The following is a 19,825-nucleotide window of genomic DNA, read 5'->3' on the forward strand; positions in this document are numbered from 1 at the left end:
GAGGGCGCCCGGACCTCGTGGCCCGGGCGCCCTCGTCGACGTACGACCGGACGGTCAGCTCTTCTTGGCCGACTCGGCGCTGTCCTTCGCGCTGTCCTCCGCCTCGTTCTCCGCGGCCTCGGGTTCTGCACGTTCTTCGGGTTCCGCTGCGGAGCCCTCCGCGTCCTGCTTCGCCGAGGGGGAGTCCACCTCGTCCTTGTCGAGGGCCACGGCGCCCTCGCCGTCGGCCTCGGCCGCTTCCTCCGCGGCACCCGGCTCGACCACTTCTTCCCTGCCGGGCCGCTTCTTCGCCGACACCACGATGTACGCCACCGCTAGCAGGAACACGATCCCCGCGGTCCAGTCGTTGAGCCGCAGGCCCAGGATGTGGTGGGCGTCGTCGACGCGCATGTACTCGATCCACGCCCGGCCCACGCAGTACGCGGCGACATACAGCGCGAACGCCCGGCCGTGTCCCATCTTGAAGCGGCGGTCGGCCCAGATCACGAGCAGCGCGACGCCGATGCACCACAGGGACTCGTAGAGGAAGGTCGGGTGGTAGTACCCGGGCACCCGGCCGTCCGCGGAGGACGTGATGTGCAGCGCCCAGGGAAGGTGGGTCTCCTTGCCGTACAGCTCCTGGTTGAACCAGTTGCCCCAGCGTCCGATCGCCTGCGCGAAGGCGATACCGGGGGCGATGGCGTCTGCGTAGGCGGGCAGCGGGATGCCCCGGCGGCGGCAGCCGATCCACGCGCCGACCGCGCCGAGCGCGATCGCACCCCAGATGCCCAGGCCGCCCTGCCACACCTTGAAGGCGTCCACCCAGTCACGGCCCTGGCTGAAGTACAGCTCGTAGTCCGTGATCACGTGGTACAGGCGACCGCCGACCAGGCCGAAGGGCACCGCCCAGACAGCGATGTCGGCCACCGTGCCGGCTCGCCCGCCCCGGGCGATCCAGCGCCTGTTGCCGAGCCAGACCGCGACGAAGACGCCGATGATGATGCAGAATGCGTAGCCGCGCAGCGGGATGGGGCCGAGGTACAGCACCCCGCGCGACGGGCTCGGAATGTAGGCAAGTTCTTCCATGGCAGAGTCGACGCTACCGTGCCGGGCCGGGCCGACGGCAAGCAGCCCGGCTACGGGTCCATAACGGGCGGGCGTGAAACTCTTACCCCAGGGCCTGGGCCCGCCCTACTTCGCCGCCAGCACCATCTGCTTCAGCTTCGCCGGTGTCAGCGTCTGGTCCTGGTAGATGTTCTTGCCGTCGAGCAGCACGGTGGGGGTCCCGCTGAAACGGCCGGCCTTGAAGGCGGCGTTCGACTTGTCGACCCAGCTGTCGTGTCTGCCGCCGTCGACGCACGTGCGGAAGGCCGCCGTGTCCAGACCGCCCACCTTGCGCGCCAGGTCGATCAGCTTGGCGTTGTCGGCGAAGGTGTCGACGGTCTCCTTGGGCTGGTTCTCGTAGAGCACGTCGTGGTAGTCGCGGAACTTTCCGGCGTTCTGCGCGCAGGCGGCGGCATTGCCCGCACGCAGCGAGCCGGTACCGCCGAGGTTGCCGTCGATCAGCCGGACCAGGTGGTATTCGATTCTGAGCTTGCCGGAGTCGGTCAGCTCATGGAGCGTCGGCCGGTACACCGTCTCGAAGGCCTGGCAGGCCGGGCAGCGGAAGTCCTCCCAGATGGTGAGCGTCCGCTTGGCGCCCTCCTTGCCCACGGCGATCGCGAGGCCGTCCTTGCCCTGCGCCCCGGAAGGCGCCACGACCGGGCCCGAGCTCTTGTTCTTGTCCTTGCCCGCGTTGGCGGCGACCACCCCGATCACCGCCGCGAGGCCGAGGACGCAGACGACGCTCGCGCCCACGATCAGCGTCCGCCGTCGCTTCTCCGCGGCCTTCTGCTTCTCACGCTCGACCGCCAGCCGCTCCCGGGCGGTGCGCTTTCCGTCTCGGTTCTTGTCGCTCACACCCCCAGAACGAAGCCGGGGAGGCGCAATGCGCCTCCCCGGCCCCAGATCCACTCGTTCGGAGGACCCCCGCGAAACGAGCGGACCCACGTGAGATGAACTGCCCGGTCACGCCTGTCGGCGCACGCCCTTGGCGAGCTCACCGGCGAGCGAGCGGACGGCCTCGACACCGGCCGCGTCGTCCGGCGCGTCCAGCATCCGCTTGACGAAGGCCGAGCCGACGATCACACCGTCGGCGAAGCCGGCCACCTCGGCGGCCTGCTCCGCGTTGGATACCCCGAGCCCGACACAGACGGGCAGGTCGGCGCCGGTGGCACGGGTGCGCTCCACCAGGTCCTGGGCCTGCGCGCCCACCGACTCCCGGGTGCCGGTGACGCCCATCAGCGAGGCGGCGTACACGAACCCGCTGCCCGCCGCGGTGATCTGCGCGAGCCGCGCGTCCTTGCTGCTGGGCGCGACCACGAAGACCGTGGCGAGCCCGTGCTTCTCGGCGTGCTCCCTCCACAGGGCCGACTCCTGCACCGGCAGGTCGGGCAGGATGCAGCCCGCGCCGCCGGCCTCGGCGAGCTCGGCGGTGAAGCGCTCGACGCCGTAGCGGTCGATCGGGTTCCAGTACGTCATCACGAGCACCGGCTTCCCGGTGGCCGTGTGCGCCTCGCGGACCGTCCGCATGACGTCGGCGATCTTGACTCCGCCGCGCAGGGCGATGTCGTCCGCGGTCTGGATGACGGGGCCGTCGAGGACGGGGTCGCTGTGCGGCAGCCCGACCTCGACGACGTCCGCACCGCCGTCGAAGACGGCCTTGATCGCTTCGATGCCGCCGTCCACGGTCGGGAACCCGGCCGGGAGGTAGGCGATGAGTGCGGCGCGCCCCTCCGTCTTCGCGGCGGCGAGGGTGTCGGACAGAAGTTGGATGTTCCCGCTCACTTGGCGTCCCCCTCGATCTCCGCGAGGTCGGCTTCGTCGGCGGCGACCTCGGCGTCGGTGTCGTACAGGCCGAAGTACCGGGCGGCCGTGTCCATGTCCTTGTCGCCGCGGCCGGACAGGTTGACGACGATCAGGCCGTCCTTGCCCAGCTCCTTGCCGACCTCCAGGGCACCGGCCAGCGCGTGCGCGCTCTCGATGGCCGGGATGATCCCCTCGGTGCGCGACAGCAGCCGCAGGGCCTGCATCGCCGCGTCGTCGGTGACCGCGCGGTACTCGCCGCGGCCGCTGTCCTTGAGGTAGGAGTGCTCGGGGCCGATGCCCGGGTAGTCCAGACCGGCCGAGATCGAGTACGGCTCGGTGATCTGGCCCTCCTCGTCCTGCAGGACGTAGGAGCGGGAGCCGTGCAGGATGCCGGGCTCGCCCGCGGTCAGCGTGGCCGCGTGCTCGCCGGTCTCCACGCCGTGGCCGGCGGGCTCGCAGCCGATGAGGCGTACGGACACGTCCGGGATGAAGGCGTGGAAGAGGCCGATGGCGTTGGAGCCGCCGCCGACACAGGCGATGGCCGCGTCGGGCAGGCGTCCGGCCTGCTCGAGAAGCTGGCGGCGGGCCTCGACGCCGATCACACGGTGGAAGTCGCGGACCATGGCCGGAAAGGGGTGCGGGCCGGCCACCGTACCGAACAGGTAGTGGGTGTGGTCGACGTTGGCGACCCAGTCGCGGAAGGCCTCGTTGATGGCGTCCTTGAGCGTACGGCTGCCGGACTTCACCGCGACGACCTCGGCACCGAGCATGCGCATCCGGGCCACGTTCAGGGCCTGGCGCTTGGTGTCGATCTCGCCCATGTAGATGGTGCACTCCAGGCCGAACAGCGCGCAGGCCGTCGCCGTGGCGACGCCGTGCTGGCCGGCGCCGGTCTCGGCGATGACGCGGGTCTTGCCCATGCGCTTGGTCAGCAGGGCCTGACCCAGCACGTTGTTGATCTTGTGGGAGCCGGTGTGGTTGAGGTCCTCCCGCTTGAGGAACACCCGGGCGCCACCGGCGTGTTCGGCGAAGCGGGGGACCTCGGTGAGGGAGCTGGGGCGGCCGGTGTAGTGGACCAGCAGGTCGTCGAGTTCCCGGGCGAACTCGGGGTCGTGCTTGGCCTTGTCGTACTCGACGGCCACCTCGTCGACGGCGGCGACGAGGGCCTCCGGGATGAACTTGCCGCCGAATGCGCCGAAGTAGCCTTCGGGGGTGGGGACTTGACCCTCCGGGTCGGGGATGAAGAAGTCGCTGGGCATGCGGAAACCTCACGGTGAGTTTGGGAAATTCCTGGTCGCCGTGGGGGCGGGGTGTGTATGTCGGCTGCAGGCCGTCAGTGGCTGGTCGCGCCCGCGCGGCGGTAGCCGCAAATCAAATAGAGCCCCGCGCCCCTGAGAAGCCGCTGCCATCGCCGGCCGTTGACCTGCCCCGGCTCGTCACCGATGACGTACCTGACCCTGCGGCCGTGCACCCTGCGTGCCGGGGCGCGGCAGCCTCGGGGCCGGCAGCCGCGCGCCAGGCGGGCGTGTCGGTCCAGGGTGGTCACGGTGAGAGTCATTGCAGTAAGCCTAGCGGGTGATCAGCTGCGTCCGTGCCGGAGTGCGGGGTGCTCACCCGCCGCCACCAGGTCGGACACCGCCGACTTCGGGTCCTTGCCGGTGACCAGGGATTCGCCGACCAGGACCGCGTCGGCGCCGGCGTTGGCGTAGGCGATGAGGTCGTGAGGGCCGCGGACGCCGGACTCGGCGATCTTGACGATGCCGTCGGGGATCTCGGGGGCGACGCGCTCGAAGGTGCCGCGGTCCACCTCGAGGGTCTTGAGGTTGCGCGCGTTGATGCCGATGACCTTGGCGCCCGCGTCCACCGCGCGCTCGACCTCGTCCTCGTCGTGGACCTCGACGAGCGGGGTGAGGCCGATGGAGACGGCACGCTCGATGAGGGATTCGAGGGCGGGCTGGTCGAGGGCCGCGACGATCAGCAGGGCGAGGTCGGCGCCGTAGGCGCGGGCCTCCCACAGCTGGTACGAGGTGACGATGAAGTCCTTGCGCAGGACCGGGATGTCCACGCGGGCGCGGACCGCCTCCAGGTCGGCCAGCGAGCCGCCGAAACGGCGCTGCTCGGTCAGGACGGAGATGACGGCGGCACCGCCCGCCTCGTAGTCCGCGGCGAGGCCCGCCGGGTCGGCGATGGCGGCCAGGGCGCCCTTGGAGGGGCTGGAACGCTTGACCTCACAGATGACCTTCACACCGTCGCCGCGCAGGGCGGCCAGGCCGTCCTTGGCCGCGGGAGCCTTCGCCGCGCGCTCCTTGAGCTCGTCGAGGCTGACGCGCGCCTGCCGCTCCGCGAGGTCGGCACGGACTCCGTCGATGATCTCGTCGAGCACACTCACGCGAGCGGCCCCCTTCCAGACGGTTGACTGTTCAAGCTGTGAGCCAAGCTGACCCCTGGGGAAAAGCAGATGGTCACTGCGATGGTATCCGCAGGGAGGGGTAGGCCTCACATCCGGTTGACGCCGGTCCCAGTACCTGGACATTCGCCCATTGATCAAGGATGTAGCCAGCCACCGAACGGCAGGTTCCGGACAACCGTGAAGACCAGCGACAACGTCCCCAGCACCCACAGCTGCCGGGTCCCGAGTTCGAGGCGGAACGGCCGTCCGCGCACGGCGCGCACCACCCATACGGTCCACAGCACGGCGAAGCCCAGATAGCCGACCACGGCGAGGGCGTTGGCCTGGAGCGCCGCGAGGAAGTCCCCGTGGATGAAGGAGTGCGCGCTGCGCAGGCCGCCGCAGCCGGGGCAGTACAGGCCGGTGAGCCGGTAGAGGGGGCAGACCGGGTAGTGACCGGGCTGGTACGGGGTGACCGTCCCCACGTACGCGAAGGCACCGGCGACGGCCGCCAGCACCCCGGCGGGGACGGCGAGCCGCGCCACCGCCGTGGGTTCGGTGGCGGACGGTGTGGCGGGTCGGCTCTCGGCGTTCACGTCTCGCATTGTCCCCCCGGGTGGGCGCCACGCACGCGTGAGGGGCGATCCGGCACCGGATCGCCCCTCAGCGGCAGTCGTGTGAGTCAGCTCTTGGCGCTGACGGCCGCCTGGCTCTTCTCGAGCGCGTCCTGGAACGTCTGGTGCGCGTCCTTCGGCTGGCCCATGCCCATCGCGCTCATGATCCAGCCGACGATGCCGCCGACGACCGCGATCGCCATGCCGACCCAGAAGCCCACGGGCTGAGCCATCACCATGAAGGCACCCGAGACGCAGAAACCGATGAAGGCGATCGTGACACCGGTCCAGGCGGCCGGGGTGTGACCGTGGCTGCTGCCCGCCATGACTTGCTCCTCGCTGATGTTTACGTGTCTGAGCCGGACGCTCAACGGACATTGTCCCGCACGCACACGCGTGCACTGCTCGGGGGTGGCTGCTTGCGCGTGGCGACCCGGGAGAGGGCGGGCTAGGCCCCCGTGGGGTCCTCGCCGCGGTCGAGTGCCTTCCAGATGTCCTCGGGGCGGTCGGGGTCCACGGACGCGGTCCTACGGCGGGCCTTGGGGGCGCCGTCGCGTTCGTAGCGGCCGGACATCGCGGGCCAGTTCCGACCGTAGCGCAGGGCGAGCAGGCCCGCGACGAGGAGCAGGAGGCCGCCCACGGCCGCGACGTACGGCCAGGCGGTGTGGGAGAGGCCGTCCACGGTGGCCGAGGTGTCGCCGGCGGCCTGCGCGGCCTTCTCGTCGAGCGCGGAGCTGTCGGAGACGCCCAGCAGGGCCGCGGCGACGGTGCCGGCGCCGGAGAGCGCGAGCAGGGCGGAGACCAGCAGGCGGCCCGCCCTGCGGACGGCGAAGACGGCGACGAGCGCGGCGAGGCCCACTATGGCGAGCGCCGCGGGTACGCCCGTGACGTCGCTGCCCTTGGCGGTCAGCGGGAAGGCGCCGCCGGCCACCGTCGCGGTCCCCTCCGCCCAGCGCTGACGGGTGGCCAGCAACGCCACGGCCGCGCCGAGCGCACCGCACAGCAGGGCAAGGGCGAGACTCCGGCGACCGGACCGCGCGGGTCCGTCGGCTTCGGAACGGGGGTGAGGAACAGCAGTCACGTACTCCACTATCGCCCGAACCCCGGGCGAGCCGTCACCCGGGGTTCACGTGAGAAGCACCCCACTGGCCGCCGGAAGGTCCTACCGGCCCAGCCGGTTGGCCGTGTGGACCGCCCGCAGCACGGCCGCGGCCTTGTTGCGGCACTCCTGGTCCTCGGCGAGCGGGTCGGAGTCGGCGACGATGCCGGCGCCTGCCTGGACGTACGCCGTGCCGCCCCGCAGCAGGGCCGTGCGGATGGCGATGGCGGTGTCGGAGTCCCCCGCGAAGTCCAGGTAGCCGACGCAGCCGCCGTACAACCCGCGCCGGGACGGCTCGAGTTCGTCGATGATCTGCATCGCCCGGGGCTTGGGGGCGCCGGAGAGGGTGCCTGCCGGGAAGCAGGCGGTGAGGACGTCGAAGGCGGTGCGGCCCTCGGCGACCTTGCCGGTGACGGTGGAGACGATGTGCATCACGTGCGAGTACCGCTCGACGGACATGAAGTCGACGACCTCGACCGAGCCCGGCTCGCACACCCGTCCCAGGTCGTTGCGGCCGAGGTCGACGAGCATGAGGTGCTCGGCGCGCTCCTTGGGGTCGGCGAGCAGTTCGTCGGCGAGGGCCTGGTCCTCCTGCGGGGTGGCCCCGCGGTGCCGCGTCCCGGCGATGGGGTGGACCATCGCATGCCCGTCCTCGACCTTGACCAGGGCCTCGGGGGAAGAGCCGACGACGTCGAAGCCGTCGAAGCGGAACAGGTACATGTACGGCGAGGGGTTGGTCGCCCGCAGCACCCGGTAGACGTCCAACGCGCTTGCCGTGCACGGCGTTTCGAAGCGCTGGGAGGGGACGACCTGGAAGGCCTCCCCGGCCCGGATGCGCTCCTTGATGTCCTCGACTGCCTCCTGGAATTCGGGGCCGCCCCACAGGGCCGTGTACTCGGGGAGTTCGGAGGGCGGGAGCACGGCGGGCGGCTGGGCGACCGCGCGGGAGAGGTCGGCCTCCATGGTGTCGAGGCGGGCGACCGCGTCCGCGTAGGCCTCGTCGACGCCCGTGTCGAGGTCGTTGTGGTTGATCGCGTTGGCGATCAGCAGGACCGAGCCCTCCCAGTGGTCCATGACGGCGAGGTCGCTGGTGAGCAGCATGGTGAGCTCGGGCAGCCGCAGGTCGTCCCGCTCCCCCGGGCCGATCTTCTCCAGGCGGCGCACGATGTCGTAGCCGAGATAGCCGACCATGCCTCCGGTGAAGGGCGGCAGGCCCTCCTGGTGCGGGGTGTGCAGGGCCTCGATGGTGGCGCGCAGGGCGACCAGCGGATCACCGTCGACGGGGACGCCGACGGGCGGGGCGCCGAGCCAGTGGGCCTGCCCGTCACGAGCCGTCAGGGTCGCTGCCGACCGCACGCCCACGAAGGAGTAACGGGACCAGGAGCGCCCGTTCTCCGCGGACTCCAGCAGGAAGGTGCCGGGGCGCTCGGCGGCGAGCTTGCGATAGAGCGCGACCGGGGTGTCGCCGTCGGCGAGGAGCTTGCGCGTGACCGGGATGACGCGCCGGTCGGTGGCCAGCTTGCGGAAGGTCTCGAGGTCCATGGCGGCAGACCTTACTGATCCGTGGACGCCGCGCCGGAACCGGCGCCGTCCTTGACGAGCACGTCGGCGTCGAAGCAGGTGCGGGCGCCGGTGTGGCAGGCGGCGCCGACCTGGTCGACCTTGACCAGCACGGTGTCCGCGTCACAGTCGAGGGCGACGGACTTGACCCACTGGAAGTGGCCGGAGGTGTCGCCCTTCACCCAGTACTCCTGGCGGCTGCGCGACCAGTACGTGCAGCGGCCGGTGGTGAGGGTGCGGTGCAGCGCCTCGTCGTCCATCCAGCCGAGCATGAGCACCTCACCGGTGTCGTACTGCTGGGCGATGGCGGGGACGAGCCCGTCGGCGCTGCGCTTGAGGCGCGCGGCGATCTCCGGGTCGAGGCTGCTGGGGGGCGGCGTGCTGGTCATGGGTGCCATTGTGCCTCCCGCCACTGACAGTGACCGGACGGTGTCCACTGATTGGAAGAGGCGGCGCGAAGCGCCTCGGTGAGGGGTGGTGGTCGGGCGACGGGTGGGCGGACCTCCGGGGCGGACGTAGGCTGGCTGGCATGTCGACTTTCGCCAAGCGTGAACGACTTCTCCTGGCCGACCTGTTGGAGGCCGAGGGCCCGGAGGCCCCGACCCTCTGCGAGGGCTGGCTCACCCGTGACCTCGCCGCGCACGTGGTGGTGCGCGAGCGCCGTCCCGACGCCGCCGGAGGCCTCCTGATCAAGCAACTCGCGCCGCGCCTGGACCGGGTGATGGCCGAGTTCACCGCCAAGCCGTACGAGGAGCTGATCCAGCTCATCCGCACCGGCCCGCCGCGCTTCTCGCCGTTCCAGCTCAAGCAGGTCGACGAGTTGTCGAACACCGTCGAGTTCTACGTCCACACGGAGGACGTCCGCCGTGCGCGGCCGGACTGGGCGCCGCGCGAGCTGGACCAGGTCTTCCAGGACACCCTGTGGTCCCGCCTCGAACGCTCGGCCCGCCTGATGGGCCGCAGCGCCCCGACAGGACTGGTGCTGCGCCGCCCGGACGGCCAGACGGCGGTCGCCCACCGCGGCACCCCCGTGGTGACGGTGACCGGCGAGCCGTCGGAGCTGCTGCTGTTCTCCTACGGCCGGCAGAGCGCCGCCAAGGTGGAACTGGACGGCGACAAGGACGCGGTCGCGAAGCTGCACGAGGCGAAGCAGCTGGGCATCTGAAGCGGCCGGCGGACCGGACCGGCGCCCCCGGCGCCGGTCGCGGCATGCTCAGCGGACGGGGTGCCCGGCCTCCCGCAGCGCCTGCTTCACCTCGCCGATGCGCAGGTCGCCGAAGTGGAAGACGGACGCCGCCAGCACCGCGTCCGCGCCCGCGCCGATGGCCGGCGGGAAGTCGGTCAGCCTGCCCGCGCCGCCCGAGGCGATCACCGGGACCGTCACGTGCTTGCGGACCGCGGCGATCATCTCCAGGTCGTAGCCGTCCTTCGTGCCGTCCGCGTCCATGGAGTTGAGCAGGATCTCGCCCGCACCCAGCTCGGCGGCCCGGTGCGCCCACTCGACGGCGTCGATGCCGGTGCCGCGACGGCCGCCGTGGGTGGTGACCTCGAAGGTGCCCTCGGCGGTGCGGCGCGCGTCCACGGACAGGACCAGCACCTGGCGGCCGAAGCGCTCCGCGATCTCGCGGATCAGGTCGGGGCGGGCGATCGCGGCCGTGTTGACGCCCACCTTGTCCGCGCCGGCCCGCAGCAGCTTGTCCACGTCCTCGGCCGTGCGGACACCGCCGCCGACCGTGAGCGGGATGAACACCTGCTCGGCCGTACGGCGGACCACGTCGTACGTCGTCTCGCGGTTGCCCGACGAGGCGGTGATGTCCAGGAACGTCAGCTCGTCGGCGCCCTCGGCGTCGTACACCTTGGCCATCTCGACGGGGTCGCCCGCGTCGCGCAGGTTCTGGAAGTTGACGCCCTTGACGACCCGGCCGTTGTCCACGTCCAGGCAGGGGATGACTCGGACCGCCAGGGTCATGAATCCACGGCTCCTCTGTATTGCCTCTAGCCCCGGAAGGCTTCCAGTTCCACTTCGACCAGGATGCGCGGGTCGACGAAGCCCTCCACCACGAGAAGGGTCGAGACCGGGCGCACCGTGTCGAACAGTTCCTTGTGGGCCCGGCCCACGGCGTCCACGTCCCGCGCATGGGTCAGGTACATCCGCGTAAGGATCACGGACTCGACGCCGAGCCCGAGTTCACCGATCGCCTCGATCGCGCTGGTGAAGGCCACCTTGGCCTGCTCGTAGGGGTCGCCCTCCCCGTAGAGCACGCTGCCCTTGAAGGACGTCGTGCCGGCCACCAGCACGCGGTCGCCCGCCGCCACGGCGCGGGCGAAACCGAAGGACTCTTCCCAGGGACTTCCGCTCTGCACACGCCGTACGGCTTCGGACGTCATAGCGACACAGCCTCCAAGGCCTCTTCCAGGGTGAACGCCTTCGCGTACAGGGCCTTCCCGACGATGGAGCCCTCGACACCGAGGGGTACCAGTTCGGCGATGGCGCGGAGGTCGTCCAGGGACGACACGCCGCCGGACGCCACGACCGGGCGGTCGGTCGCCGCGCAGACGTTCTTCAGCAGCTCCAGGTTGGGGCCCTGCAGGGTGCCGTCCTTGGCGATGTCGGTGACGACGTATCGTGCGCAGCCCTCCTTGTTGAGGCGCTCCAGCGTCTCGTAGAGGTCGCCGCCGTCGCGGGTCCAGCCGCGGCCGCGCAGGGTCGTGCCGCGTACGTCCAGACCCACCGCGATCTTGTCGCCGTGCTCGGCGATGACCTTGGCGACCCACTCCGGGGTCTCCAGGGCGGCCGTGCCGAGATTCACCCGGGTGCAGCCGGTGGCCAGGGCGGCGGCCAGGGAGGCGTCGTCGCGGATGCCTCCGGACAGCTCCACCTTGATGTCCATCGCCTTCGCGACCTCGGCGATCAGCCCACGGTTGTCGCCGGTGCCGAACGCGGCGTCCAGGTCGACCAGGTGCAGCCACTCGGCGCCCGACCGCTGCCAGGCGAGGGCGGCCTCCAGCGGGGAGCCGTAGGAGGTCTCCGTGCCGGACTCGCCGTGCACGAGGCGGACCGCCTGGCCGTCGCGTACGTCGACGGCGGGGAGGAGTTCGAGCTTGGCCATGGTCTACAGGGTTCCGATCCAGTTGGTGAGCAGCTGCGCTCCGGCGTCGCCGGACTTCTCGGGGTGGAACTGGGTGGCCCACAGGGCGCCGTTCTCGACGGCCGCCACGAACGGCTTGCCATGCGTCGACCAGGTCACCTTGGGGGCGAGCATCGTCGGGTTGTGCGTCTCCAGCGACCAGTCGTGGACGGCGTAGGAGTGCACGAAGTAGAAGCGCGCGTCGGCGTCCAGGCCGGCGAACAGCTGGGAGTCGGCGGGCGCCTCGACGGTGTTCCAGCCCATGTGGGGCACGATCTCTGCCTGCAGCGGCTCGACCGAGCCGGGCCACTCGTCGAGGCCCTCGGTCTCCACGCCGTGCTCGATGCCGCGCGCGAACAGGATCTGCATGCCCACGCAGATGCCCATGACCGGACGCCCGCCGGACAGCCGGCGGTCGACGATCCAGTCGCCGCGCGCCTCCTTCAGGCCCTGCATACAGGCGGCGAAGGCGCCGACGCCCGGCACCAGCAGGCCGTCCGCGTTCATGGCCTTGTCGAAGTCACGTGTGATCTCGACGCCCGCACCGGTGCGCGCGAGGGCACGCTCGGCGGAGCGGACGTTCCCGAAGCCGTAGTCGAAGACCACGACCTTCTTGGAGTTGCTCAATTCCACACCTCCAGCCTCAGGACACCCGCGACCAGACACATCGCGGCGCTGACGGAGAGCAGCACGATCAGGCTCTTCGGCATCTGCTGCTTGACGAAGGAGATGATGCCGCCGACCAGGAAGAGGCCGACGACGATCAGGACGGTCGACAGTCCGTTCATGGCTTTACAGCGCGCCCTTCGTGGAGGGCAGGATGCCGGCCGCGCGCGGGTCGCGCTCCGAGGCGTAGCGCAGGGCCCGCGCCAGCGCCTTGAACTGGCACTCCACGATGTGGTGCGCGTTGCGCCCGTACGGCACGTGCACGTGCAGCGCGATCTGGGCCTGGGCGACGAAGGACTCCAGGATGTGCCGGGTCATCGTGGTGTCGTACTCGCCGATCATCGGCGCCATGTTCTCGGGCTCGGTGTGCACGAGGTACGGGCGGCCGGACAGGTCGACGGTCACCTGGGCGAGCGACTCGTCCAGGGGCACCGTGCAGTTGCCGAACCGGTAGATCCCCACCTTGTCGCCGAGCGCCTGCTTGAAGGCGGCGCCGAGCGCGAGGGCGGTGTCCTCGATCGTGTGGTGCGAGTCGATGTGCAGGTCGCCCTCGGTCTTGACGGTGAGGTCGAACAGGCCGTGCCTGCCGAGCTGGTCGAGCATGTGGTCGTAGAAGCCGACCCCGGTCGACACATCGACCTTGCCGCTGCCGTCGAGGTCTATCTCGACGAGCACCGACGTCTCCTTGGTGACCCGTTCCACGCGTCCTACGCGGCTCATGCTCCGTGCTCCTTCTTCAGTTCACGTACCGCGTCCAGGAACGCGTCGTTCTCCTCCGGGGTTCCGGCGGACACCCGCAGCCACCCCGGGATGCCGTTGTCCCGTACCAGCACACCCCGGTCGAGGATCTTCTGCCAGGCGGCGTGGGAGCCGCCCTCGCCCTCGAACCGCCCGAACTGCACGAAGTTCGCGTCGGACTCGACGACGTCGAAGCCGAGCGCCCGCAACTCGCTCACCAGCCGGTCCCGCTCCGACTTCAGCTGCTCGACGTACTTCAGCAGCGTGTCGGTGTGCTCCAGGGCGGCCAGCGCCGTCGCCTGGGTGATCGCCGAGAGGTGGTACGGCAGCCGTACCAGCTGGACGGCGTCGACGACGGCCGGGTGCGCGGCGAGATAGCCCAGGCGCAGACCGGCCGCGCCGAAGGCCTTCGACATCGTCCGGGAGACGACGAGGTTCGGCCGGCCTTCGATCAGCGGCAGCAGTGAGTCGCCGTGGCTGAACTCGATGTACGCCTCGTCCACGATCACCACGGACGGCTTCGCGGCCTGCGCGGCCTCGTACAGCGCGAGGACCGTCTCCCGCGGAACCGCGTTGCCGGTGGGGTTGTTGGGGGTGGTGATGAAGACGACGTCCGGCTTGTTCTCGGCGATCCACCGCTCGGCGGCCGGGAGGTCGATCGTGAAGTCGGCGTTGCGCGGGCCCGAGATCCAGCCGGTGCCGGTGCCGCGCGAGATGAGCGCGTGCATCGAGTACGAGGGCTCGAAGCCGATCGCGGTGCGGCCCGGTCCGCCGAAGGTCTGCAGCAGCTGCTGGATGACCTCGTTGGAGCCGTTGGCGGCCCAGACGTTGGCCAGGCCGACCTGGTGGCCGGAGGTGTCCGTCAGGTACTTGGCGAGCTGGGTGCGCAGCTCGACGGCGTCGCGGTCCGGGTAGCGGTTGAGGTCACGGGCGGCCTCGCGGACGCGCTCCGCGATGCGCTCGACCAGCGGCTCGGGCAGCGGATAGGGGTTCTCGTTGGTGTTCAGCCGTACGGGGACGTCCAGCTGGGGCGCACCGTAGGGGGACTTGCCGCGCAGCTCGTCCCGTACGGGGAGATCGTCGATCCTCACGTCGTTCACTTGCTCTCGGGCACCTTCCAGCCGAACCTTGCCTTGATCGCCGCGCCGTGCGCCGGCAGGTCCTCCGCCTCCGCCAGCGTGACCACGTGGTGCGCGACCTCGGCCAGCGCGTCCTTCGTGTAGTCGACGATGTGGATGCCGCGCAGGAAGGACTGGACCGACAGGCCCGAGGAGTGGCAGGCGCAACCGCCGGTCGGGAGCACGTGGTTGGAGCCGGCCGCGTAGTCGCCGAGGGAGACCGGCGCCCAGGGGCCGATGAAGATCGCGCCGGCGTTCTTCACCCGGTCGGCCACGGCGGTGGCGTCCGCCGTCTGGATCTCCAGGTGCTCGGCGCCGTAGGCGTCGACGACCCTGAGGCCCTCGTCGATGCCGTCGACGAGGACGATCGCGGACTGCCGGCCCTGCAGAGCGGGCACGATCCGGTCCTCGATGTGCTTGGTCGCCGCGACCTGCGGCTCCAGCTCCTTCTCCACCGCGTCGGCGAGTGCCACGGAGTCGGTGACCAGGACGGCGGCGGCCAGCGGGTCGTGCTCGGCCTGGCTGATCAGGTCGGAGGCGACGTGCACCGGGTCGGCCGTGTCGTCGGCGAGGACCGCGATCTCGGTGGGGCCGGCCTCGGCGTCGATGCCGATCTTGCCGGTGAAGTAGCGCTTGGCGGCGGCGACCCAGATGTTGCCGGGGCCTGTGACCATGTTGGCGGGCGCGCAGGACTCGGTGCCGTGCGCGAACATCGCGACGGCGGTCGCGCCACCGGCCGCGTACACCTCGTCGACGCCGAGCAGCGCGCAGGCGGCGAGGATCGTCGGGTGCGGCAGTCCGTCGAATTCGGCCTGCGCCGGGGAGGCGAGGGCGATGGACTCGACGCCGGCCTCCTGCGCCGGGACGACGTTCATGACCACGGAGGACGGGTAGACCGAGCGGCCGCCGGGCGCGTACAGCCCGACGCGCTCCACCGGCACCCACTTCTCGGTGACCGAGCCGCCCGGCACGACCTGGGTCGTGTGGGTCGTACGGCGCTGCTCGCGGTGGACGAGACGGGCGCGCCGGATGGACTCCTCCAGGGCCGCACGGACCGCCGGGTCGAGCTCCTCCAACGCGCGCGTGAGCGCCGCGGCGGGCACCCGGACCTGGTCCAGCCTGACCCCGTCGAACTTCTCGGCGAAGTCGATCAGCGCCGCGTCGCCCCGATGATGCACGGCTTCGCAGATCGGACGCACCTTCTCCAGGGCGGCCTGAACGTCGAAGTCGGCTCGGGGCAGCAGGTCGCGCAGGGCGGGGCCCTCGGGGAGGGCGTCGCCGCGCAGATCGATTCGGGAGATCACGGGCTCAATTCTCTCAGACGGTGGTCAGACGTCGTCCGCGCGTTCCAGTGGCTGATACGGAACCGCGGCGGAACGCGGAAGATCGCCTTCACGTCTTGCGTTCGGGACGTCACACAGCGGGCATGAACGGTTGTGCGACCGCTATGAGGACCAGGGGGATGAAAGCGCAGTGACCGAAGGGGCCGGCTTCCGCGCCGGAGACCTGCCGGACGATCTGACCGCCGCCGAGGCCGGCATGTGGCAGGCCTTCCGCAACGGCAGTGTGTACGACCTGAGCAGCGGGGACACCCTCGTCGACGATCCGCACGGCGGGCATCCCTGGGGGCCCGAGCGGACCGTGCGGGCGCGCATCGTGTGCTGGCTGCTGCTGGACGGTCCGCCCGCGCTCGCGGGCCGGGTGTCCTCGCTGAAGCTGCGCGGGGTGCAGATCAGCGGCTCGCTGGACCTCGCGGGCGGCGTGGTGGTGCCGTACGTCGAGATGCGCGGCTGCCGCTTCGAGCGGGACGTGCTGCTGCCGGAGGCCCACTTCACGACCGTGCGGATGGTGGACTGCTCGGTGCCCCGGCTGGAGGCCGCGCGCGTGCACACGGAGGGCGATCTGCACCTCCCGCGCTGCCGCTTCCTGGGCGGCATCCGGCTGACCGACGCGCACATCGGTACGGATCTGCTGCTCAACCAGGCGATCGTCCACCGCGACCGCAGCGGCCGTTCGATCGCCGGCGACGGCATGATGGTCGGCCAGGACCTGCAGGCCGAGCTGCTGGAGTCGCACGGCGAGCTGAGCCTGCGCAGCGCGAAGATCGGCGTGTCGCTGAGCCTGCGCGGCGCGCGGCTGGCCAACCCGTACGGCAGGCTCGCGCTGAACGCACCCCAGCTGAGCGTCGGACGCACGCTGTACCTGACGCCCGCGGGCGTCGGCGCCTCGATGCTGAGCGGTGCGACGCCCGCGCGCGGGACGCGGATCCAGCGCTTCGAGTGCCAGGGCGGGGTGCGCCTGGACGACGGGCGCTTCGAGGACGCGGTCGATCTGGAGCGGGCCCGGTTCACCTTCACCGACGACCAGGAGCTGTCCCTGCGCCGGGTGCAGACGCCCGAGCTGCGCTTCCTCGGGGAGCGGCCGCAGCGCGGCAAGGTCGTCCTGTCGGGGGCGCGGGTGGTCAACCTGGTCGACCGGGCGAGCGCCTGGCCCGGTCCCGGCAATCTGCACATGGGCGGTTTCCAGTACGAGAACCTGGTGCCGCAGGGCCCCTTCCCGCTGACCGAGCGGCTGGAGTGGGTGACCGCGGCGACCGCCGAGTACAACCCGGAGCCGTACGAGCGACTCGCCTCGGTGCTGCGGGCCGGCGGTGAGGACGAGGACGCGCGCGAGGTGCTCCTCGCCAAGCAGCGCCGGCGCCGCGAGAGCCTGCCGATCGCCGCCAAGCTGTGGGGGTACGCGCAGGACTGGACGGTGGCCTACGGGTACCGGCCGGGCCGGGCCGCCGTGTGGATGGCGGTGCTGTGGGCGGCGGGCTCGCTGGCCTTCGCGCATGCGAGCCATCCGCCGCTGCAGCCGGGGGCCCACCCGCCGTGGAACCCGGCTCTGTTCGCGCTGGACCTGCTACTCCCGGTCATCGACCTGGGCCAGGTCGGGGTCTGGCAGCTGAGCGGCGGCTGGCAGTGGCTGTCCGCGGCGATGATCCTGCTCGGCTGGATCCTGGCGACGACGGTGGCGGCGGGGGCGACGCGGCTGCTGAGACGGAACTGAAGTCCTGGGAACACCCGGGTTTCGCACACAACAACCCAAACACTTGTCGAACAGTCACCCTTTACCGGTACTTGACCGATCCGCGTACAACTTTCCGCGACTTGTCCGTGGGCCCTGGCGCAGGGTTGACCAGCGGCCTTTCAATGGTCGACACCATGGCTCTGCTGCATCCGTTCAGCCGCGCGGCCCGGACCCCCCGGACCGCTGCGCTTCCCTCCGCCGGGCTCCCCGCCGCCGGACTCCCCGCCGACGACGAGGTGCTGCTCGACGTGCCCGACGACCGCCTCGGCTCCGCGCTGGTCGCGGCCGCGGGCGGCGAGCACGGCCCCGCCTCCGCGCTGCTCGCCGACACGCGCACGCGCGGCGACTGGGAGACCCGCGACCGGTACGCGAGACGCCTCGCGGCCTTCGCGCACGCCCGCCCGGAATGGCTTGAGGTGTGGTCCGCCGCCACCCCGCACGACCCGGACGTGCTGTTGATCAAGGCCCAGCTCGCGGTGGACGACGCCTGGCGCTCCCCGGCGCGCGCGGAGCTGCTGCGCGAGGTGAGCCCTCTGATCACGGCTGCCGCGCGCGGCGACGACCACGACCCGGTGCCCTGGCGGCTCGCGCTGGACCACGCGCGCGGCACCGGCGCGGGCCCCAAGTACTTCGGCGAGCTGTGGGAGGCGGCGCTGCGCCGCGCCCCGCACCACTACGGCTGCCATGTGGCGGCGCTGCGCTATCTGGCCGCGTCCTGGCAGGGCTCCCACCGCGAGTGCTTCGACTTCGCCGACCTGGCGGCGCAGGACGCCCCGGCAGGCTCCCTCATCCAGGCGCTGCCCTCGCGGGCGGCCTTCGCCTGTCTGACGGACGGCGTCGGCCCCGAGGTGCCGCGCGCACGGCTGGACGCGGCGGCCGACCGGGCGATCGCGTTCTCCGCCCGCTTCCCGGCGGCCGACCCGTGGCCGTCCGAGATCCGCAACAAGCTGATGTACGTCCTCGTACGGCTGGACCGCTGGGAGGAGGCGCTCACCGAGCTGCACCGGATCGGCCCGTACGCCACGTCCTTCCCGTGGGGCCGCTTGTCGGACGACCCGCTGGCGCTCTTCCTGAAGGTGCGCGGCGAGATCCTCGCCCGTACGACGGGCCTCATGCCCTCGCCCCGGCATCCACGGAGTGGGCGCGCCGGACGCGCCCGCTCCGCCGACCACTAGGCTCTTGCGTCGTGACCACCGTCCGTCTCCCGCTCTTCCCTCTGAACTCGGTGCTGTTCCCGGGGCTGGTACTGCCCCTGAACGTCTTCGAGGAGCGCTATCGCGCCATGATGCGCGACCTGCTCAAGACACCCGAGGACGAACCCCGCCGGTTCGCCGTCGTGGCGATCCGCGACGGCCACGAGGTGGCGCCGAGCGCGCCCGGCATGCCGGACCCCACGGCCCTGCCCGAACTCGGGCCCGCGGCGGGCTTCGGCCCCGATCCGGCGAAGTCGTTCCACGCGACGGGCTGCGTCGCGGACGCGGCGACGATCCGCGAACGCGAGGACGGCACCTTCGAGGTCCTGGCGACGGGCACGACCCGGGCGCGCCTGGTGTCCGTGGACGCGTCGGGCCCCTTCCTGACGGCGGACCTGGAGGAGCTCCCGGAGGAGCCGGGCGACGAGGCGGGCGCACTGGCCGAGGGCGTGCTGCGGGCCTTCCGCCAGTACCAGAAACGCCTGGCGGGTGCGCGGGAACGGTCCCTCACGACCGGCGCCGACCTCCCGGACGAGCCGTCCGTGGTCTCCTACCTGGTGGCGGCGGCGATGATGCTGGACACCCCCACCAAGCAGCGCCTGCTGCAGGCCCCGGACACCGCGTCCCGGCTGCGCGACGAGCTGAAACTCCTTCGCTCCGAGACGGCGATCATCCGTAACCTGCCGTCACTGCCGGCGTCGGAGCTGACGCGCGGCCGCACAAGCCTCAACTGAAGTCACTGCAGAAGTCATTTCAGAAGTCACTGCGAAGGCCGGAATGGCAAAGAAGACGAAGAAGAACCAGCAGCAGGGCGGCACCCCCGCGACGGTCGCCCTGACGTCCGCCGGGGTGCCGTACACGATCCACGCCTACGACCACGACCCCTCCCACCCGTCCTACGGCGAGGAGGCGGCGGAGGCGATGGGGGTGTCCCCGGACCGCGTCTTCAAGACCTTGGTCGCGGACGTGGACGGCGCCCTGACGGTGGCCGTGGTCCCGGTGGCGGGCCAGCTGGACCTCAAGGCCCTGGCCTCGGCGGTCGGCGGCAAACGGGCCGCCATGGCGGACCCCGCCCTCGCCGAACGCACCACGGGCTACGTCCGCGGCGGCATCTCCCCCCTGGGCCAGCGCAAGAAACTCCCCACGGTCCTGGACGCATCGGCCTCCGCCCACGCCACGATCTGCATCTCGGCGGGCCGCCGCGGCCTGGAGGTCGAACTCTCCCCCGAGGACCTGAGCAAACTCACGGAAGCGGTAGTGGCCCCCATCGGCCGTGCCTGACCCCTCGACGACTGCGCCTCCCTCGGCTAAGCACGAGAGACATGTCGAAGAAAACCCGCAAACGCAAGTGGCGCACCAAGA

General features: G+C 71.3%; 24 protein-coding genes. 5 read left to right on the forward strand and 19 right to left on the reverse strand.

All coding sequences use genetic code 11. The features are described from left to right. Positions 1-54 precede the first annotated feature (54 nt). The 11 genes from lgt to hisI all read right to left on the reverse strand — a co-directional run bounded on the left by lgt (position 55) and on the right by hisI (position 8,937). A complete protein-coding gene (lgt, locus tag ABD355_RS30490) occupies positions 55-1,065 on the reverse strand; it encodes a prolipoprotein diacylglyceryl transferase (protein ID WP_344404020.1) in 1,011 nt (336 codons plus the stop codon). A gap of 105 nt (positions 1,066-1,170) precedes the next feature. After that, on the reverse strand, positions 1,171-1,938 hold the full coding sequence (locus ABD355_RS30495) for a DsbA family protein (RefSeq protein ID WP_344404021.1): 768 nt from the start codon (positions 1,936-1,938) through the stop codon (positions 1,171-1,173). A gap of 108 nt (positions 1,939-2,046) precedes the next feature. Continuing rightward, positions 2,047-2,865, reverse strand: coding sequence for a tryptophan synthase subunit alpha (trpA, locus tag ABD355_RS30500; protein WP_344404022.1), 819 nt, complete (start codon positions 2,863-2,865; stop codon positions 2,047-2,049). Continuing rightward, entirely contained in the window at positions 2,862-4,145 is a 1,284-nt protein-coding gene (gene trpB, locus ABD355_RS30505; protein ID WP_344404023.1) for a tryptophan synthase subunit beta, read from the reverse strand. The genes trpA and trpB overlap by 4 nt, the downstream gene beginning before the upstream one ends. 74 nt (positions 4,146-4,219) lie before the next feature. Next, positions 4,220-4,444, reverse strand: a complete 225-nt coding sequence (trpM, locus tag ABD355_RS30510) for a tryptophan biosynthesis modulator TrpM (RefSeq protein ID WP_344404024.1) — start codon at positions 4,442-4,444, stop codon at positions 4,220-4,222. 21 nt (positions 4,445-4,465) lie between these two features. Beyond that, entirely contained in the window at positions 4,466-5,275 is an 810-nt protein-coding gene (gene trpC / locus ABD355_RS30515) for an indole-3-glycerol phosphate synthase TrpC (RefSeq protein WP_344404025.1), read from the reverse strand. 155 nt (positions 5,276-5,430) lie between these two features. Then, positions 5,431-5,880 (reverse strand): DUF2752 domain-containing protein, encoded by a 450-nt coding sequence (locus ABD355_RS30520; protein WP_344404026.1) that lies wholly within the window; start codon positions 5,878-5,880, stop codon positions 5,431-5,433. 77 nt (positions 5,881-5,957) lie between these two features. Then, positions 5,958-6,215, reverse strand: a complete 258-nt coding sequence (locus tag ABD355_RS30525) for an HGxxPAAW family protein (RefSeq protein ID WP_344404027.1) — start codon at positions 6,213-6,215, stop codon at positions 5,958-5,960. A gap of 122 nt (positions 6,216-6,337) precedes the next feature. Next, on the reverse strand, positions 6,338-6,979 hold the full coding sequence (locus ABD355_RS30530; RefSeq protein ID WP_344404028.1) for a TIGR02234 family membrane protein: 642 nt from the start codon (positions 6,977-6,979) through the stop codon (positions 6,338-6,340). 72 nt (positions 6,980-7,051) lie between these two features. Continuing rightward, positions 7,052-8,530, reverse strand: coding sequence for an anthranilate synthase component I (locus ABD355_RS30535; RefSeq protein ID WP_344404029.1), 1,479 nt, complete (start codon positions 8,528-8,530; stop codon positions 7,052-7,054). A gap of 11 nt (positions 8,531-8,541) precedes the next feature. Beyond that, on the reverse strand, positions 8,542-8,937 hold the full coding sequence (gene hisI, locus ABD355_RS30540; RefSeq protein WP_115913582.1) for a phosphoribosyl-AMP cyclohydrolase: 396 nt from the start codon (positions 8,935-8,937) through the stop codon (positions 8,542-8,544). Between the two features lie 140 nt (positions 8,938-9,077). Here hisI and ABD355_RS30545 point away from each other — a divergent pair, with 140 nt between their 5' ends. Next, on the forward strand, positions 9,078-9,713 hold the full coding sequence (locus tag ABD355_RS30545) for a TIGR03085 family metal-binding protein (RefSeq protein ID WP_344404030.1): 636 nt from the start codon (positions 9,078-9,080) through the stop codon (positions 9,711-9,713). Between the two features lie 48 nt (positions 9,714-9,761). Here ABD355_RS30545 and hisF read toward each other — a convergent pair whose 3' ends face one another. From hisF to hisD, 8 genes are read right to left on the reverse strand one after another with little or no spacing between them, the layout of a single operon-like run. Further along, on the reverse strand, positions 9,762-10,517 hold the full coding sequence (gene hisF / locus ABD355_RS30550) for an imidazole glycerol phosphate synthase subunit HisF (RefSeq protein ID WP_344404031.1): 756 nt from the start codon (positions 10,515-10,517) through the stop codon (positions 9,762-9,764). Between the two features lie 26 nt (positions 10,518-10,543). Further along, positions 10,544-10,936 carry a RidA family protein gene (locus ABD355_RS30555; protein ID WP_344404032.1) on the reverse strand — a complete coding sequence of 131 codons (393 nt, stop codon included), beginning with the start codon at positions 10,934-10,936 and terminating at the stop codon, positions 10,544-10,546. Then, positions 10,933-11,658, reverse strand: coding sequence for a bifunctional 1-(5-phosphoribosyl)-5-((5-phosphoribosylamino)methylideneamino)imidazole-4-carboxamide isomerase/phosphoribosylanthranilate isomerase PriA (gene priA, locus ABD355_RS30560; RefSeq protein WP_344404033.1), 726 nt, complete (start codon positions 11,656-11,658; stop codon positions 10,933-10,935). Before priA ends, ABD355_RS30555 begins: the two co-directional genes overlap by 4 nt. Before the next feature lie 3 nt (positions 11,659-11,661). Further along, positions 11,662-12,303, reverse strand: a complete 642-nt coding sequence (gene hisH / locus ABD355_RS30565; protein WP_344404034.1) for an imidazole glycerol phosphate synthase subunit HisH — start codon at positions 12,301-12,303, stop codon at positions 11,662-11,664. After that, positions 12,300-12,464, reverse strand: a complete 165-nt coding sequence (locus tag ABD355_RS30570; protein ID WP_030932891.1) for a hypothetical protein — start codon at positions 12,462-12,464, stop codon at positions 12,300-12,302. The genes hisH and ABD355_RS30570 overlap by 4 nt, the downstream gene beginning before the upstream one ends. 4 nt (positions 12,465-12,468) lie before the next feature. After that, positions 12,469-13,062, reverse strand: coding sequence for an imidazoleglycerol-phosphate dehydratase HisB (gene hisB / locus ABD355_RS30575; RefSeq protein ID WP_030932889.1), 594 nt, complete (start codon positions 13,060-13,062; stop codon positions 12,469-12,471). Further along, positions 13,059-14,180: a histidinol-phosphate transaminase gene (locus ABD355_RS30580; RefSeq protein WP_344404035.1), complete on the reverse strand. Its 1,122-nt coding sequence runs from the start codon at positions 14,178-14,180 to the stop codon at positions 13,059-13,061. Before ABD355_RS30580 ends, hisB begins: the two co-directional genes overlap by 4 nt. Continuing rightward, positions 14,177-15,502, reverse strand: a complete 1,326-nt coding sequence (gene hisD, locus ABD355_RS30585; protein WP_344404036.1) for a histidinol dehydrogenase — start codon at positions 15,500-15,502, stop codon at positions 14,177-14,179. Before hisD ends, ABD355_RS30580 begins: the two co-directional genes overlap by 4 nt. A 169-nt stretch (positions 15,503-15,671) precedes the next feature. Between hisD and ABD355_RS30590 the strand changes: the two genes are divergently transcribed. From ABD355_RS30590 to ybaK, 4 genes are all read left to right on the forward strand, one after another. Next, positions 15,672-17,249: an oxidoreductase gene (locus ABD355_RS30590; protein WP_344404037.1), complete on the forward strand. Its 1,578-nt coding sequence runs from the start codon at positions 15,672-15,674 to the stop codon at positions 17,247-17,249. 143 nt (positions 17,250-17,392) lie between these two features. Further along, positions 17,393-18,445 carry a hypothetical protein gene (locus ABD355_RS30595; RefSeq protein WP_344404038.1) on the forward strand — a complete coding sequence of 351 codons (1,053 nt, stop codon included), beginning with the start codon at positions 17,393-17,395 and terminating at the stop codon, positions 18,443-18,445. Between the two features lie 11 nt (positions 18,446-18,456). Next, positions 18,457-19,197, forward strand: a complete 741-nt coding sequence (locus ABD355_RS30600) for an LON peptidase substrate-binding domain-containing protein (RefSeq protein WP_344404039.1) — start codon at positions 18,457-18,459, stop codon at positions 19,195-19,197. Positions 19,198-19,240: 43 nt separating this feature from the next. Continuing rightward, entirely contained in the window at positions 19,241-19,744 is a 504-nt protein-coding gene (ybaK, locus tag ABD355_RS30605; RefSeq protein WP_344404040.1) for a Cys-tRNA(Pro) deacylase, read from the forward strand. Positions 19,745-19,825 lie beyond the last annotated feature (81 nt).

The sequence above is a fragment of the Streptomyces longisporus genome (assembly GCF_039532765.1).
In the GTDB taxonomy this organism is placed as follows: domain Bacteria; phylum Actinomycetota; class Actinomycetes; order Streptomycetales; family Streptomycetaceae; genus Streptomyces; species Streptomyces longisporus.

Coding starts and splice junctions, on each gene's coding strand:
- lgt (WP_344404020.1), bottom strand. CDS start 1,065: ATGGAAGAACTTGCCTACATTCCGAGCCCGTCGCGCGGGGTGCTGTAC.
- ABD355_RS30555 (WP_344404032.1), bottom strand. CDS start 10,936: ATGACGTCCGAAGCCGTACGGCGTGTGCAGAGCGGAAGTCCCTGGGAA.
- ABD355_RS30570 (WP_030932891.1), bottom strand. CDS start 12,464: ATGAACGGACTGTCGACCGTCCTGATCGTCGTCGGCCTCTTCCTGGTC.
- ABD355_RS30595 (WP_344404038.1), top strand. CDS start 17,393: ATGGTCGACACCATGGCTCTGCTGCATCCGTTCAGCCGCGCGGCCCGG.
- trpB (WP_344404023.1), bottom strand. CDS start 4,145: ATGCCCAGCGACTTCTTCATCCCCGACCCGGAGGGTCAAGTCCCCACC.
- hisI (WP_115913582.1), bottom strand. CDS start 8,937: ATGACCAGCACGCCGCCCCCCAGCAGCCTCGACCCGGAGATCGCCGCG.
- hisB (WP_030932889.1), bottom strand. CDS start 13,062: ATGAGCCGCGTAGGACGCGTGGAACGGGTCACCAAGGAGACGTCGGTG.
- ABD355_RS30525 (WP_344404027.1), bottom strand. CDS start 6,215: ATGGCGGGCAGCAGCCACGGTCACACCCCGGCCGCCTGGACCGGTGTC.
- hisF (WP_344404031.1), bottom strand. CDS start 10,517: ATGACCCTGGCGGTCCGAGTCATCCCCTGCCTGGACGTGGACAACGGC.
- trpM (WP_344404024.1), bottom strand. CDS start 4,444: ATGACTCTCACCGTGACCACCCTGGACCGACACGCCCGCCTGGCGCGC.
- ABD355_RS30545 (WP_344404030.1), top strand. CDS start 9,078: ATGTCGACTTTCGCCAAGCGTGAACGACTTCTCCTGGCCGACCTGTTG.
- ABD355_RS30535 (WP_344404029.1), bottom strand. CDS start 8,530: ATGGACCTCGAGACCTTCCGCAAGCTGGCCACCGACCGGCGCGTCATC.
- priA (WP_344404033.1), bottom strand. CDS start 11,658: ATGGCCAAGCTCGAACTCCTCCCCGCCGTCGACGTACGCGACGGCCAG.
- ybaK (WP_344404040.1), top strand. CDS start 19,241: ATGGCAAAGAAGACGAAGAAGAACCAGCAGCAGGGCGGCACCCCCGCG.
- ABD355_RS30520 (WP_344404026.1), bottom strand. CDS start 5,880: ATGCGAGACGTGAACGCCGAGAGCCGACCCGCCACACCGTCCGCCACC.